Origin of the sequence: Mycobacterium sp. DL (assembly GCF_039729195.1) — a bacterium.
GTDB lineage: Bacteria > Actinomycetota > Actinomycetes > Mycobacteriales > Mycobacteriaceae > Mycobacterium > Mycobacterium hippocampi_A.
This window is the reverse complement of the sequence record NZ_CP155796.1, coordinates 1,796,847-1,811,335: the sequence shown is the minus strand read 5'-3', so window position 1 is coordinate 1,811,335 and position 14,489 is coordinate 1,796,847. Positions and strand designations below refer to the sequence as shown.

11 protein-coding genes are annotated in these 14,489 nt (G+C 68.1%); 6 read left to right on the top strand and 5 right to left on the bottom strand.

Annotated elements, in window-relative coordinates; translation table 11 throughout:
• Positions 1 to 99: 99 nt before the first annotated feature.
• Entirely contained in the window at positions 100 to 1,443 is a 1,344-nt protein-coding gene (locus ABDC78_RS08755; RefSeq protein WP_178360743.1) for a flavin monoamine oxidase family protein, read from the top strand.
• Here the strand turns inward: ABDC78_RS08755 and ABDC78_RS08750 are convergent.
• Positions 1,419 to 2,390 (bottom strand): alpha/beta hydrolase, encoded by a 972-nt coding sequence (locus ABDC78_RS08750; protein WP_178360744.1) that lies wholly within the window; start codon positions 2,388 to 2,390, stop codon positions 1,419 to 1,421. The genes ABDC78_RS08755 and ABDC78_RS08750 overlap by 25 nt on opposite strands.
• Positions 2,391 to 2,486: 96 nt before the next feature.
• On the opposite strand from ABDC78_RS08750, the gene ABDC78_RS08745 reads away from it, so the two are divergent.
• Both ABDC78_RS08745 and ABDC78_RS08740 read left to right on the top strand, forming a co-directional pair.
• Positions 2,487 to 3,461, top strand: a complete 975-nt coding sequence (locus ABDC78_RS08745) for an NADPH:quinone oxidoreductase family protein (protein ID WP_178360745.1) — start codon at positions 2,487 to 2,489, stop codon at positions 3,459 to 3,461.
• A 64-nt stretch (positions 3,462 to 3,525) separates the two neighbouring features.
• Complete coding sequence (locus tag ABDC78_RS08740; protein ID WP_178360746.1) at positions 3,526 to 6,291, top strand: LuxR family transcriptional regulator; 2,766 nt, start codon at positions 3,526 to 3,528, stop codon at positions 6,289 to 6,291.
• Here ABDC78_RS08740 and ABDC78_RS08735 read toward each other — a convergent pair.
• Positions 6,288 to 7,070: a glucose 1-dehydrogenase gene (locus tag ABDC78_RS08735; protein ID WP_178360747.1), complete on the bottom strand. Its 783-nt coding sequence runs from the start codon at positions 7,068 to 7,070 to the stop codon at positions 6,288 to 6,290. The two genes, ABDC78_RS08740 and ABDC78_RS08735, sit on opposite strands and share 4 nt — an antisense overlap.
• Positions 7,067 to 9,052 (bottom strand): NAD(P)/FAD-dependent oxidoreductase, encoded by a 1,986-nt coding sequence (locus tag ABDC78_RS08730; RefSeq protein WP_178360748.1) that lies wholly within the window; start codon positions 9,050 to 9,052, stop codon positions 7,067 to 7,069. Before ABDC78_RS08730 ends, ABDC78_RS08735 begins: the two co-directional genes overlap by 4 nt.
• Positions 9,053 to 9,186: 134 nt before the next feature.
• Here ABDC78_RS08730 and ABDC78_RS08725 point away from each other — a divergent pair, with 134 nt between their 5' ends.
• Positions 9,187 to 9,984, top strand: a complete 798-nt coding sequence (locus ABDC78_RS08725; protein WP_178360749.1) for an SDR family NAD(P)-dependent oxidoreductase — start codon at positions 9,187 to 9,189, stop codon at positions 9,982 to 9,984.
• A 9-nt stretch (positions 9,985 to 9,993) separates the two neighbouring features.
• Here ABDC78_RS08725 and ABDC78_RS08720 read toward each other — a convergent pair whose 3' ends face one another.
• Together ABDC78_RS08720 and ABDC78_RS08715 are read right to left on the bottom strand one after the other, a co-directional pair.
• The gene (locus ABDC78_RS08720) at positions 9,994 to 10,347 is read right to left on the bottom strand and encodes a Fe-S protein (protein WP_178360750.1); all 354 of its coding nucleotides are present in this window, start codon (positions 10,345 to 10,347) and stop codon (positions 9,994 to 9,996) included.
• A gap of 27 nt (positions 10,348 to 10,374) precedes the next feature.
• Positions 10,375 to 11,724 (bottom strand): NAD-dependent succinate-semialdehyde dehydrogenase, encoded by a 1,350-nt coding sequence (locus ABDC78_RS08715; protein ID WP_178360751.1) that lies wholly within the window; start codon positions 11,722 to 11,724, stop codon positions 10,375 to 10,377.
• Between the two features lie 203 nt (positions 11,725 to 11,927).
• Here ABDC78_RS08715 and gabT point away from each other — a divergent pair, with 203 nt between their 5' ends.
• Both gabT and ABDC78_RS08705 read left to right on the top strand, forming a co-directional pair.
• Entirely contained in the window at positions 11,928 to 13,277 is a 1,350-nt protein-coding gene (gene gabT, locus ABDC78_RS08710; RefSeq protein ID WP_178360752.1) for a 4-aminobutyrate--2-oxoglutarate transaminase, read from the top strand.
• A gap of 22 nt (positions 13,278 to 13,299) precedes the next feature.
• Positions 13,300 to 14,469: an acyl-CoA dehydrogenase family protein gene (locus ABDC78_RS08705; RefSeq protein ID WP_178360753.1), complete on the top strand. Its 1,170-nt coding sequence runs from the start codon at positions 13,300 to 13,302 to the stop codon at positions 14,467 to 14,469.
• The last annotated feature ends 20 nt before the right edge of the window (positions 14,470 to 14,489 follow it).

Here is a 14,489-nt window from a genome sequence, read left to right as displayed (position 1 = left end):
GTACCACGATATGGGTCGGTGCCCCGGCGCGCGGCGGATCGGGCGCGGGAAACGACGCGACCGCGCACGTTGGCGCGCCGAATCCGCAACGATGGGGGCATGGCGGACGTTGTTGTCGTGGGAGCGGGATTCGCCGGACTCTCGGCGGCGCGCGAACTGGTGCGACTCGGGTACGACGTGGTCGTCGCCGAGGGTCGCGATCGGGTCGGTGGCCGGGCCTACACCGCGACCGTGGCCGGAGTGCCCGTTGATCTCGGGGCGACGTTCGTCGGACCGACGCAGGACGCGGTGCTTGCGCTGGCGGCCGAGCTGGGATGCGAGTCGGTGCCGACCTACGGCCACGGCAAGAACCTGATCCGCTGGCGCGGCCGGGTGCGGTCCTACCGCAGCACCATCCCCCGGCTCTCGATCATCGAGTTGGTCGACGTCTCCCGCATCCAGTGGCGGTTCGACCGGATCAGCAAGAGAGTCCCGGTGGCCGAACCGTGGACCTCGCCCATCGCCTACGACCTCGACGGCGTCTCGCTCGACCAGTGGTTGCGTTCGGTGCACGCCGGCGCATCCACCCGCGACCTGATGGCGATCATGTCCCGGGTGACCTGGGGATGCGAACCGGACGCCGTCTCGATGCTGCACGCAGTGCGTTATGTGAAAGCCGCGGGCGGCCTCGGGCGGATGCTCGACGTCGACGGTGGCGCCCAGCAGGACCGGTTCCCGGCCGGAACCCAGCAGATCGCGACGCGGATGGCCGACGAACTCGGCGAACGGGTGATGCTGAACGCCCCGGTGCAGCGCATCCGACGCGACCCCGACGGCACCGTGACCGTCGAATGCGAAGGCGCCGAGTTCACCGCACGCGCGGTCGTCGTCGCGATACCGCCCGCCCACCGCGCCGGTATCGAGTTCGTCCCACCCTTGCCGCCCGAGTGCCAGGAGCTCACCCGGCATTGGCCGCAGGGCCACCTCAGCAAGGCCTACGCCGCGTACGACCGCCCGTTCTGGCGCGATGCCGGCTGTTCGGGCGAAGCACTGTCCGATGAGGGGCCGGTGTTCATCACCTTCGACGTCAGCCCCGGCGATGCGGGCCCCGGCATCCTGCTGGGTTTCACCGACGCGCGGATGTTCGACCCGTTGCCGGCCGAGAAGCGACGCGAGGTCGCTCTCGCCGGTTTCGCCGCGCTGTTCGGCGAAGCCGCGTCAGAGCCGATCGACTACCTCGACCACTGTTGGGGCACAGAACAATTCGCGCCCGGCGGACCGACCGCCGCGGTGCCTCCCGGCTCGTGGACAGCCCATGGACGCTGGCTGCGCACGCCGGTGGACACCCTGTTCTGGGCGGGCACCGAGACCGCCGACCAGTGGACGGGCTTCCTGGACGGGGCGGTGCGCTCGGGACTGCGGGCGGCCGGCGAGGCGCATCAGAAGCTGGTGCGCCGCTCCTGAGTTCCGCTCGTCGTCTCGACCAGCCACCGCAGGTGCTCGTTGACGTCAGCGGGCCGCTCCAGGATCGCGCAGTGCCCTCCGGCGAGTTCGACGAACCTGGCCAGATTCGGGGCGGTCGCGGCGATCCGGCGGGACGAGACCATCGGCAGCAACCGGTCCTGCCGACTGCCGATGACCAGTGTCGGGACGGTGAGGTTCTTCAGCCCGATGTGCTGCGGGCCGAGGTGGTCGACCAGAACACGGGCCCATCCACCCCGCCCGGCCGGCGGGGTGCCGTTGAACATCTCGAAGACGAAGTCGACGATGGCGGGGTCCGCGTCGCGACCCACGGCGATCGTCGACACGAAGCGGCGACTCGGGAGATCTGCGGCACGCACCAGCGGGGCGCCACCGAGGTTCCTCAGCACGGTGCCCGCCGCACGGGTGCGCACGTCGGAGAACCGCTGCGGCACCGGTAGGAAGTTGACGTTGCGTAGCAGGTCACCGGTAGTGGTGTTGATCAGCGCGACAGCGTCGGCACACTGGGCGACACGCTCGGGATGCCGCTCGGACCATGACGTGATCGCGATGCCGCCCATCGAGTGTCCGGCGATGACCGCGCGCTCCCCCGGCGCCAGCGTCGCGTCCAGCACGGCGTCGAGGTCGGCCGCCAGGTGGTCCAGGCTGTAGCCGCCCCGACGCGGGGGCACCGAACTACGGCCGTGGCCGCGGTGGTCGTAGGCGATCACCCGGTAGTGCTCGGCCAGGTCGGTGATCTGGTGAGCCCAGACCCGGATGGCGCACGTGATGCCGTGTGCCAGCACGATGGGATATCCGCCCTGGGGCCCGAACACCTCGGTGTGCAGTCGCACGCCGTCTGCGGACCATACGTCGACCACCCGACCCTGGGGCAGAGCTTCGGCGGGGGCGAAGGCACCCCGGACTCGGGTGCTACCACCTCGTGCCATTCGCGCTCCCTGTGCACTCTGCGGGTCGCGGCGACTTTGCCGCGTAGCTGACTGTACCGCCGCAGACGTCACAGAACGGTGCGGTTGAATGGACGGATGCGTGCGATACAGATTGCTGAACTCGAGGGACCGTCGGCGGCGAAAGTGGTCGACATCGACGAACCCACCGGCACCCCCGACGACGTGATCGTCGATGTGCACGCCGCCGGGGTGGCGTTTCCCGACGCGCTTCAGTCCCGTGGGCTCTACCAGTACAAGCCCCCCATGCCCTACACCCCCGGCGCGGAGATCGCCGGCGTGGTACGCAGCGCCCCCGCCGGCGCGCACGTCAAAGCCGGCGACCGGGTGGCCGGGCTGACGATGCTCTTCGGCGCGATGGCCGAAGTTGTTGCGCTGCAACCTGAAAGACTCTTCACCCTGCCGGACTCGGTGTCCTTCGAAGCGGGCGCAGGTCTGTTGTTCAACGATCTGACGGTGCACTTCGCCCTGCGGAACCGCGGCCGGCTGCGCGATGGCGAAACGGTGCTGGTGCACGGTGCCGCGGGCGGTATCGGAACCTCCACGCTGCGACTGGCGCCCCCATTCGGCGCGTCCCGGGTGATCGCCGTGGTTAGCAGTGAGGACAAGGTCGACGTCGCACGGTCGGCGGGCGCGACCGACGTCGTGCTGGCCGACGGGTTCAAGGACGCGGTGAAGGAACTCACCGACGGACGCGGGGTGGACATCGTGGTCGACCCGGTCGGCGGCGACCGGTTCACCGATTCGCTGCGTTCGCTGGCCCCTGGCGGCCGGTTGCTCGTCATCGGCTTCACCGGCGGCGACATCCCCACCATCAAGGTGAACCGGTTGCTGCTCAACAACGTCGACGCGGTCGGCGTCGGCTGGGGCGCCTGGACCCTGACCCATCCCGGATACCTGCAGGAGCAGTGGTCCGACCTGGAACCGCTGCTGGCCTCGGGCGCGGTATCGGCGCCCGAACCGGTGGTGTATCCGCTCGAGCGGGCAGCCGAGGCGATCGCCTCCCTGGAGGATCGCACCGCCAAAGGCAAGGTCGTCGTGTCGCTGCGTTGAACTCCCGATCACCGAACTCGCCGATGTCGTGCGCTCGACTTTGCCCACTGCGATGATGGGCAGTATGTCCACCGATAGCGGGTCGTCGATGGCAGACCCGCACGTTGCTGGTTTTCTGACTTCCGCGGAGTCGAAGCCCACCGGCCTGGTCATCGAGGGACAAGCGGGGATCGGCAAGACCACGCTGTGGCTGTCGCTGCTCCATGAGGCGCGTGACCGGGGCTTCAGAGTGCTGTCGGCGCGCGGCGGCCAGACCGAATCGGTGATGGCCTTCGCGGCGCTGGCCGACCTGCTCAGCGACGTCCAACCCGAGCACTTCGCCCGGCTTCCCGCGCTGCAGCGCCTGGCGCTGGACCGCGTCCTGCTGCGCGCCGGGGCCGACGGACCCGCGACCGACCAGCGGGTGGTGGCGGCGGGATTCGTCACCATGCTGCACGCACTGGCCGAACACTCACCGGTGATCGTGGCGATCGACGACACGCAGTGGCTGGACAGTTCCAGCCGGGCCGCCGTCGAGTTCGCTGTGCGCCGCCTACGGGGTCCGTTCGGCGTGCTGGTCACCGAGCGCTGCGAGCCCGGAGACGGGGCGGCCGCCACCTGGCTGCATCTGGACCGCCCCGACCGGCTGAACCGCACCGCGGTGCGTCCGTTGGACACCCGGCAACTGCACACCGTGATCTCCGATCGCCTCGGGCGCACGTTCTCCCGTCCGACGGTGCTCCGAATCGCCGAGATCTCCGGCGGCAATCCGTTTTTTGCCCTCGAGCTGGGCCGCGCCATCAACGACGGGACCGCGGGCACCGAGTTGTCCTTGCCGCCCACCCTCGCCGACCTGGTGCGCAGGAGGATCGGTCTGCTCGACGACGACGCCCGCAACCTGTTGTTCAGCGTCGCGTGCATGGCCGAACCCACGGTGGAGTTGCTCGCGGCCGCCAACAACCTCACCACCGCCGACCTGGTCCAGCGGGTGGAGCAGGCCGAATCCGAGGGCATCGTCACCCTCGAGGGAAACCGGGTCCGCTTCACCCATCCCGTGTTGGCCAGCGGCGTGTACACCGACGCCGGACCGAACGTGCGCCGAGCCATGCACCGAACGCTCAGCGAGCTCGAGACCCAGCCGGAGCTCAGGGCGCGGCACCTGGCGCTGGCCTCGGCGAGCGCCGACGAGGAGGTGCTGACCGCGCTCGACCAGGCCGCCGACGCCGCACGCGCCCGGGGGGCGCCGGCAGCCGCCGCCGAATTGGTCGACCTGGCAATCGGACTCGGCGGCGACACCCCGCTGCGGCGCCTCAAGTCGGCCGAGAACCACTTCCTTGCCGGAGACACCGCCCAGGCGGGATCGGTGATCAGCGTCGCGGTCGAGACGATGGAGCCCGGGATCCTGCGTGCATTGGCGTCGAGCCAACTCGCGACCATCCGGATGTACCAGAATCTGCACGGCGAAGCCGTCGATCTCCTGCGGGCGGCGCTCGACGAGGCCGTGGGCAACGTCCCCGTCACCGTGACGATCATGCTGCGGTTGTCCTTCGCGCTCAACAGCATCGGTGAGCTCGACGATGCCCGCCGCCATGTCCGCGATGCCGTCAAACTCGCCGATGAGCTCGGCGTGCCGGGCCTCACCAGTGCCGCGCTGTCCTGGTCGGTCCACGTGAACTTCCAGTGCGGGCGCGGCCTCGACGAAGCCGCACTGGACCGGGCGCTGGAGCTCTACGACAGCTCCCTGGACGTGCCGATCATCTTCCGGGCGCCGTTCGTGCACGCAACCGCGCTGTCGTGGACCGGCCGGCTCGAGCAGGCGCACCGCGAGCTGACGGCGGCGCGCGAGATCTGTATCGAACGCGGGGCCGAAAGCGACATGATGGCCATCGCCGGGTTCCTGGCGATCAACCACGTGTGGCGAGGGCAGCTCGCCGAAGCCGCCGCCGAAGCCGCCGAGGCGGTCGAGCGCGCCGAACAACTCGGCGGGGACGACGTTCTCATCATCCCGATGACAGTTCGCGCCGCCGTCGCTGCGTACGCCGGCCGGGTCGACGAGGCCCGCGCCGATGCGCACTGGGTCATGGTCGCGACCAAGAACCGCAGCTCGTCGCACATCGCCGACTGGCCCGGAATGACGCTGTGCTTCCTCGAGGAGTCCCTGGGCAACCATCGCGAGGCCTTGCAGGCGCTGGACACGGCGTTCCTGAAGACCGGGCAGGTGCCCGCGACCGAGTTGATGTACGCCTGGCATCTGCCCGATGTGATCGAGGCGATGATCGGTGTCGGCCGACTCGACGATGCCGAGTTCCTCACCGGCGCAATCGAATACAACGGCCGCGAGCACCGGCGCGTGTGGATGCTGGCGGTCGGCGCGCGATGCCGGGCGATGCTGCTGGCCGCACGCGGTGACGTCGCCGCGGCCGAACAGACCGCGTATCGGGCGATGACCGAGCACGAGGCGCTGCCGATGCCCTTCGAACGGGCCAGGACTCAGCTGATTCTGGGCCAGCTGCAGCGCCGGATGCGCCAGAAGCACACGGCCGCAGACAATCTGACCGAGGCACTGCGGACGTTCGAGGAACTGGGTACGCCGTTGTGGGCGCGACGGGCGCAGGCTGAGCTGTCGCGCACCGTCGTCTCCCCCAACGACGACCTCAGCCAGCTGACACCATCACAGCAGCGGGTCGCCGAGATGGCGGCATCCGGGTCGACGAACAAGGACATCGCGGCGGCGATGTTCATCAGCACCAAGACCGTCGAGCACAATCTGACGAAGATCTACCGCAAGCTCGGCATCGGCTCACGCGCGGAGTTGGGCCGCCGGATGGATCAGGGCCGGACAGACACTTAGGTGATCCAGTCGGGCTGCTGGTCGACGTCGACGGCGGAGAAGTCCTTGTGGGCCAAGCCGGCCAGAACCCCGCCGTCGACCACGAACTCCGACCCGGTGGAGAAACTCGATTCGTCGCTGGCCAGGTAGACGACCATGTTGCTGACCTCCCTGGGCTGGGCGATGCGACCCAGCGCGCTCTGGAAGATGTCCTCGGGCACCCAGTCGGCCATCGGTGTCTTCACCAGACCTGGGTGCACGGAGTTCACCCGAATCCCGAACTGTCCCAACTCCAGAGACACCGACTTCGTCAGTCCGCGGACCGCGAACTTCGTTGCGGTGTAGCCATGACTGGCGATGGTGCCGGCCATCCCCTCGATCGACGAGATGTTGATGATCGACCCGTGACCGGCATTCTTCATCGTTGGCGTCACAGCACGGATGCCGAGGAACACGCCGGTCAGGTTGATGTCGAGGATGCGGTGCCACTCGGAGAGTTCATAGTCCTCGACGGTGCCGATGTTGAGGATGCCGGCATTGTTGACCAACACGTCGAGCCCGCCGAACTCACCGACGGCGACGGCCACCGCGGCTTCCCAGTCCTCGGAGCGGGTCACGTCGAGATGGACGTAACGGGCGTTCTCGCCGAGTTCCTTGACCACCAACTCGCCTTCGGTGTCGAGGAGGTCGCCGCACACCACCTTGGCGCCGTGGGCGACCATCTCGTGAGCATGCGACGCGCCCATTCCCCTGGCCCCGCCACTGATCAAGGCGACCTTGCCGGCCAACCGTCCTGTCATCGATCCTCCTGTTGTCTGGGTGCTTTGAGCTCGTAGTCGTCCGGGTCCGGGCGATGTGTCCACTTCCAGTAGTCGACGATGCGCCAGGCGAACAGCGTCGGCAGTTCGCCTGCGGAGTTCTTGTAGTAGCTGCTGGTGACCGACGGGTGGGAGTAGACCATCGTCTTCAGGCGCTCCTGGCTGCGCCGGTCGTAGTCGGTGCACACGGCGGCTTTGGGCATCGCCGAGGCGGCGCCCGAGGTGAGCACCATGTCGATGCAGCCCAGGATGTAGCGCATCTGGCATTCGGAGTTGTAGATCAGGCTGGCGCCGTTGACGGCGTTGGTGCCAGGGCCGAACATACAGAAGAAGTTCGGGAAGTCGTTGACGGTGATCCCGAGATAGGCGTAGGCGGCGTCGCCCCACACGTCGTTCAGGCTGACGCCGGCCACCCCGCGCACGTCGATGGGCCCGAGTTGGTGGTTGACGTCGAAACCGCTGGCCCACAACAACACATCGGCTGATCGGTGCACACCGGTGCCGTCGACGACACCGTCCGGGGTGATCTCGGCGACGCCGTCGGTGATCAGGTCGACGTCGTCGCGCTGCAGCGTGGTCAGCCAGGTGCCGTCGTCCTGCAGGGTGCGCTTGCCGAACGGCGGATAACTCGGCGTCACCTTGGCCAGCAGTTCCTCGTCGGTGGCGAAGGCCTGCATCCACGCGACGAACACCTCGCGGATCGTGTGATTGCCTGCGCTGACCGATAATCCACCGTTGTCCCAGTCGGGGTCGATGGTGATCTGCTCGTCGAGTGCGTCGGCGATCGGCCACCAGGACACGAAGCGCAGCCACCGCCCGTAGTACGGCAGATGCCGGGTGGCCCATCGGGCGCCGTCACCCACCGGTGCGTGGTAGTTGACGTTGGGCGCCATCCACTGCGCCGTGCGCTGATAGACGTCGATGTGCGCGGCGGTGCCGGCGATCGCCGGGACCAGCTGGAATCCGCTGGCGCCGGCCCCGATGACGGCGACCCGCTTGCCCGACAGGTCGACGGTGTCGTCCCAGTCGGCGGTGTGAAACGATGGTCCGCCGAAGGCCTTGGCGCCCTTGATGTCCGGGATGACGGGGTTGCTGAACTGGCCGACGGCGCAGATCAGGCCCCGGGCGCACAGGGTCTGCGCCGTGCCGTCGCTGGAACGGATCCGCACCCGCCAGGTGGCGGTCGGCTCGTCCCACTCGGCGCCGGTCACCTCGGTCTCGAACCGGATGTGCTCGGCGATCCCGTAGCGCGCCGTGACGTCGTTGAGGTACTGCAGGATCTCCGGCTGGGTGGCGTAGTGGTGCTCCCAGTGATCGGTGGGTTCGAACGAGTAGGTGTAGTACTGACTGGCGATGTCGACGCGGCACCCCGGATACCGGTTGGCCAACCAGGTACCGCCCACCCCGGACTGCTTGTCGACGATCGTGAACGGGATTCCGGCTTCCTTGAGCTTGATGCCCGCGAGCACACCCGACTCGCCGCAGCCGATGACGACCACCGGGAAGTCGGCCCGCTGCTGTTCGGTCGAGGCCAACACCGGCCCCTTCTGGTCGACGTCGGTGACCCGCAGGTCCGCGGCGATGTAGTCGATGAACTCCTCGGTGACCTGACCGGCTGACATCACGTTCAACATGACGCGCAGCTGGTGCTCGTCGGGGATGAACGGCGGCGGACAGCCACGGTCGCGGTAGTCGCGGATGACGTCAAAAGCCCGCTCGCGCACTGTCTGTTTGTCGGGTTCGCTCATGGCGCCCTGGAGATCCATCGCGATCAACATGAACGGGCCCGGCAGTTCGTCGAGGAGCCCGAGGTCGCCGGTCATGTGCACCATCGACATCAACAGGGCGGGCACGCTGGCCGCATCCACCGCCGCGCGGATCACCTCGTCGGAGTCGTCGAACGGAAGACCCGTCAACCGCGCGAGTTCCGGATCGCGGACGGCGGCGCCGGTGACATGTGGCATGCACCACACCATACATATGCCGATCTGTGGATGATGACTTCGTCCGCCGAGCGCGCGTGTTTGCACGCCTCTGCGCGGCGAGTCGCGTACAACGGCGCGCGCTCGCCGGCCACGAGGTGCGCAATACTGTGCCGATGAGCAGTCTTGCCGGCAAGGGCGTTCTGGTGACCGGGGCAGCGTCGGGCATCGGGGAGGCCACCGCCGCCCGACTGCTCGCCGAGGGCGCCTCGGTGATCGGCATCGACCTTGCTCCCGAAGCACCGCAAGGACTTTCGTCCGCATTCGACTACCACTGCGCCGACGTCATGGACACTGCCGCCCTTGCGCGGGCAGTCGCCGCGGTGGTCGACAAGGCGGGCAGGCTCGACGGCGTGGTGCATTCGGCGGGGGTGGGTGGCGGCGGTCCGATCCACCTGCTGCCCGACGAGGAATGGGACCGCGTGCTCGACGTCAACCTCAAGGGCACGTTCCTGGTGATGCGTGCCGCCCTGGCCCAGATGGTGTCCCAGGAGCGTGTCGCCGGCGAGCGGGGCGCGATCGTGACGCTGTCCAGCGTCGAAGGACTTGAGGGGACGGCAGGCGGAAGTGCCTACAACGCTTCCAAGGGCGGGGTGGTGCTGCTCACCAAGAACGCCGCAATCGATTACGGCCCCAGCGGAATCCGCGCCAACGCCATCTGCCCGGGTTTCATCCAGACCCCGCTGTTCGACTCCGTCATGGGACTTCCCGGCATGGACGTGCCGCGCGAGGGCTTACGCCATGAGCACAAACTCCGGCGGTTCGGCCGCGCCGACGAAGTGGCCGCCGTGGCGGCGTTCCTGCTGTCGGGCGACGCCAGCTTCGTCAGCGGCCAGGCCATCGCCGTGGACGGCGGTTACACCGCCGGCCGCGACCACCACGTCACCGAGTTGCTGGGCCTCGGCGAGCAGTAGCCGACCGGGTCACCACAGCACCGCGATAGCGGCGGCCGCGAAGGCCAGCGCCCCGACGGCCAGGAACAGCGGCCGCGGCACCGCTTCCCCGGTGCGGCGCTGCCGGGCGTTGCCCATCCCCAGCAGCGCACCCAGGAGCACCAGGATCACCAGCTTCACCCCGATCTTGGGGTAGTTCAGTTCGATCCCGGACGGCCACGGCGCCGCCAGCGCGAGGCCGGTGAGCAACGACACCAGCAGTCCGTAGTCCATCACCCGGGTGGTGCGGAAGCGACCGGCGGCCGCCTCCGCAACCCAGGCCCCGAAGGTCACGGCGAACCCGACGAGATGCACCAGGACAACTACATCGCGTAGTACTTCCATGGTGTGAGGCTACAACGCGCGTGCTCCTCAGCTGATGCGGATGAGCTTCTTGTTGACGAACTCGTCGATGCCGAAGCGGCCCAGCTCGCGACCGAAGCCGGATCGCTTCACGCCGCCGAACGGCAACTCGACGCCTTCGGCCCCCACGGCGTTGACGAACACCATCCCCGCCTCGATCCTGTCGGCGACACGCTTTGCCTGCTCATCATCGGTGGTGAAGACGTAGGAGCCCAGCCCGAACGGGGTGTCGTTCGCGACGTCGACGGCCTCCTCCTCGGAGGTCACCTTGTAGACGGTCGCGACGGGGCCGAACAGCTCCTCCTTGTAGCTCGGCGAGTCGGGAGAGACACCGGTCAGGACGCCGGGCGGGAAGAACGCGCCCTTGCGCTCACCCTCGGACACCAGCGTCGCGCCGTCGTCCACGGCCCGCTTCACCTGCTCGTCGAGCCGGTCGGCGGCCGCGACCGACGACAGCGGGGCCAGCCCATCCGCCTTGTCGAGCACCTTCTTGGTGAACTTGTCCAGGAAGTCGTCGTAGATGTCCTCGGCGACGATGATCCGCTTCGCGGCGTTGCAGGCCTGCCCGGTGTTCTCGAAGCGTCCGTCGATCGCAGCCTCCACCGCCGAATCCAGGTCGTCGGAGCTGAGCAGGATGAACGGGTCCGAACCGCCGAGCTCCAGCACCACCTTCTTGAGATTGCGACCCGCGATCTCGGCGACGGCAGCACCGGCACGCTCCGAGCCTGTCAGCGAAACCCCTTGCACGCGTGGGTCGGCGATGACCTCGGCGATCTGGTCGTTGGTGGCGTAGACGTTGACGTAGGCGCCCTCCGGATATCCGGCGTCGAGGAAGATCTGCTGCAACGCCGCGGCCGACTCGGGGCACTGCGGGGCGTGCTTGAGGACGATGGTGTTTCCGAGCACCAGGTTCGGGCCGGCGAACCGGGCCACCTGGTAGTACGGGTAGTTCCACGGCATGATTCCGAGCAGCACGCCAACCGAACTGCGGCGGATCAACGCCGAACCCTCTCCCTCGACGAGATCGATGGGCTCGTCGGCGAGGAACTTCTCGGCATTGTCGGCGTAATACTCGTAGATAGCGGCGCTGAAGTCGACCTCGCCCTCGGACTGATCCAGCGGCTTACCCATCTCGCGTTGGATGATCTTGGCCAGTTCACTCTTGCGCTGGGTGTGCAGTTCGGCGACCTTGCGGATCAGGGCGGCGCGCTCGGCGACGGTCGATCCGCGGGACCACTCCTTGTGCGCCTTCGCTGCGGACGCGACGGCCTGCTCGATCTGCTCGTCGGTGGCGGTGGGGTACTCCTGGACCAGCTCGCCCGTCGACGGATCAACCACCGCATACAGGGATGTGCTCATTGTGTTCCACTCCTCTAACTCATGGTCCTACGAACCGGGTCTTTCCAGTCTCGCGGTCAGGTTCAACACTACGGTCCCGAGTTCGACGGACCAGACTGTTAGGCCGAACCCGGTCGGGACAATCGCCGCTCCGTATATCTTCGTCACGAACCTTGTCCACTGTGGACCTGCCCCGATCGAATCGACGTCCTTAGGCTCAACTCATGACAGCCCCTCCGATCGGCGGACCCGGCCTGGCGCAGGTGCGCCGGGTCTGCACCGACGTCCCCGGGCCCCGGTCCCGTGATCTGGCCGACCGTCGCAACGCGGCCCTGCCCGCCGGATTGACCAGTGCCGCAGGGGTCTACGTGGCCGCGGCCGGCGGCGGCGTCGTCGTCGACGTGGATGGCAACTCCTTCATCGACCTGGGCAGCGGTATCGCGGTCACGACGGTCGGCAACTCCGCACCGGCCGTGGTGTCCAGGGCCGCCGCACAGCTCGCGCAGTACATCCACACGTGTTTCCTGGCCACCCCGTACGAGCCCTACATCGAGGTGGCCGAGACCCTGAACCGGCTGGCCCCGGGCAACCACGAGAAGCGCACCGCACTGTTCAACACCGGCAGCGAGGCCGTGGAGAACGCGGTCAAGTACGCCCGCGCCGCCACCGGGCGCTCGGCGGTCGTGGTGTTCGATCACGCGTTCCACGGCCGGTCGCTGCTGACGATGACGATGACCGCCAAGAATCAGCCGTACAAGCACGGCTTCGGTCCGTTCGCCCCGGAGGTGTACCGCGCGCCGATGGCCTACGCGTACCGCTGGCCCTCGCCTCAGAACTGCGCAGCCGAGGCCTTCGATCAGTTCGCCCAGCTCGTCGACTCTCAGATCGGCGCCGACGCCGTGGCCTGCGTCGTCGTCGAACCGATCCAGGGCGAGGGCGGGTTCATCGTCCCGGCCGAGGGCTTTCTGCGGTCGGTCGCCGACTTCTGCCGCGAGCGGGGCATCCTGTTGGTCGCCGATGAGATCCAGACCGGGATCGCCCGCACCGGTGCCTGGTTCGCCAGCGAACACGACGGTCTGGTGCCCGATCTACTCACCACCGCCAAGGGCTTGGCCGGCGGGCTGCCGCTGGCAGCGGTGACCGGGCGCGCCGACGTGATGGACGCCGCGCACCTGGGCGGGATCGGGGGCACTTACAGCGGCAACCCCGTCGCCTGCGCCGCCGCGCTCGGGGTGTTCGACGAGATCAACGACCATCAGCTCATCAACCGCGCCCGCGACATCGGCGACCGGATGGTCTCCGAACTGCAGTCGATCGCCGCCACCACCGACGTCATCGGCGAGATCCGGGGGCGAGGCGCGATGATCGCCGCCGAACTGGTCCTGCCCGGCACCCGCGAACCGCATCGCGACGCCGTTGCCGCGCTCACCCGACACTGCCAGCGCAACGGCGTACTGACCTTGACAGCAGGAACTTTCGGCAACGTCCTGCGTTTCCTCCCACCGCTGACCATTTCCGACGCACTGCTCACCGAGGCTTTCGGTGTGGTGCGCGAGGGCTTCGCCGCCCTCTGAGACACCGTTAGGAGTTCCGCCGATGACCAGCACCCCAGCGCCACTGGAGTTGTTCGACACCGCACGACTGCTCGAGGACGACGAGCGCGAGATCGCCGCCACCGTCCGCAAGTTCGTCGACACCCAGCTCAAACCCCACGTCGCGGACTGGTTCGAATCTGCGACTCTGCCAAGAGAACTCGGAAGGAAGTTCGGTGAGCTCGGGCTTCTGGGCATGCATCTGCAGGGATACGGCTGCGCGGGCACCAATGCCGTCAGCTACGGCCTGGCGTGCATGGAACTGGAAGCCGGCGACAGCGGATTTCGGAGCTTCGTCTCCGTGCAGGGTTCGCTGTCGATGTTCTCGATCCACCGCTTCGGCTCCGACGAGCAGAAGGACGAATGGTTGCCCCGACTGGCGGCGGGCGAGGCCATCGGGTGCTTCGGGCTGACCGAGCCGGACTTCGGCTCCAACCCCGCCGGAATGCGGACCCGCGCCCGCCGCGACGGTGACGACTGGGTGCTCAGTGGGACGAAGATGTGGATCACCAACGGCAATCTCGCCGATGTGGCCACCGTCTGGGCGCAGACCGACGACGGTATCCGTGGCTTCCTGGTGCCCACCGACACACCGGGATTCACCGCCAACCCGATCCACCGCAAGCTCTCGCTGCGCGCTTCGGTGACCTCCGAGCTGGTGCTCGACGAGGTGCGACTTCCGGCCACGGCTCAGCTGCCGCACGCCACCGGCCTGGGCGCACCGCTGTCCTGCCTCAACGAGGCCCGGTTCGGCATCGTCTTCGGCGCTCTCGGGGCCGCCCGCGACTGCCTGGAGACGACCCTCGACTACACCCGGACCCGGGAGGTGTTCGACAAGCCGCTGGCCGGGTTTCAGCTCACCCAGGAGAAGCTCGCCAACATGACCGTCGAGCTCGGCAAGGGCATGCTGCTGGCCATCCACCTGGGCCGCATCAAGGATGCCGACGGCGTGAGTCCGGAGCAGGTCAGTCTCGGTAAGCTCAACAACGTGCGGGAGGCGCTGGCGATCGCCCGCGAGTGCCGGACGCTGCTCGGCGGCAGCGGGATCACGCTGGAGTATTCGCCGCTGCGCCATGCCAACAACCTGGAATCCGTGCTGACCTACGAGGGCACCTCCGAGATGCACATGCTGGCCATCGGCAAGGCGCTGACCGGCCTCCCGGCGTTCCGCTGATGAGCGCTTGCGCGAAGAAG

Coding starts and splice junctions, on each gene's coding strand:
- ABDC78_RS08755 (WP_178360743.1), top strand. CDS start 100: ATGGCGGACGTTGTTGTCGTGGGAGCGGGATTCGCCGGACTCTCGGCG.
- ABDC78_RS08750 (WP_178360744.1), bottom strand. CDS start 2,390: ATGGCACGAGGTGGTAGCACCCGAGTCCGGGGTGCCTTCGCCCCCGCC.
- ABDC78_RS08745 (WP_178360745.1), top strand. CDS start 2,487: ATGCGTGCGATACAGATTGCTGAACTCGAGGGACCGTCGGCGGCGAAA.
- ABDC78_RS08740 (WP_178360746.1), top strand. CDS start 3,526: ATGTCCACCGATAGCGGGTCGTCGATGGCAGACCCGCACGTTGCTGGT.
- ABDC78_RS08735 (WP_178360747.1), bottom strand. CDS start 7,070: ATGACAGGACGGTTGGCCGGCAAGGTCGCCTTGATCAGTGGCGGGGCC.
- ABDC78_RS08730 (WP_178360748.1), bottom strand. CDS start 9,052: ATGCCACATGTCACCGGCGCCGCCGTCCGCGATCCGGAACTCGCGCGG.
- ABDC78_RS08725 (WP_178360749.1), top strand. CDS start 9,187: ATGAGCAGTCTTGCCGGCAAGGGCGTTCTGGTGACCGGGGCAGCGTCG.
- ABDC78_RS08720 (WP_178360750.1), bottom strand. CDS start 10,347: ATGGAAGTACTACGCGATGTAGTTGTCCTGGTGCATCTCGTCGGGTTC.
- ABDC78_RS08715 (WP_178360751.1), bottom strand. CDS start 11,724: ATGAGCACATCCCTGTATGCGGTGGTTGATCCGTCGACGGGCGAGCTG.
- gabT (WP_178360752.1), top strand. CDS start 11,928: ATGACAGCCCCTCCGATCGGCGGACCCGGCCTGGCGCAGGTGCGCCGG.
- ABDC78_RS08705 (WP_178360753.1), top strand. CDS start 13,300: ATGACCAGCACCCCAGCGCCACTGGAGTTGTTCGACACCGCACGACTG.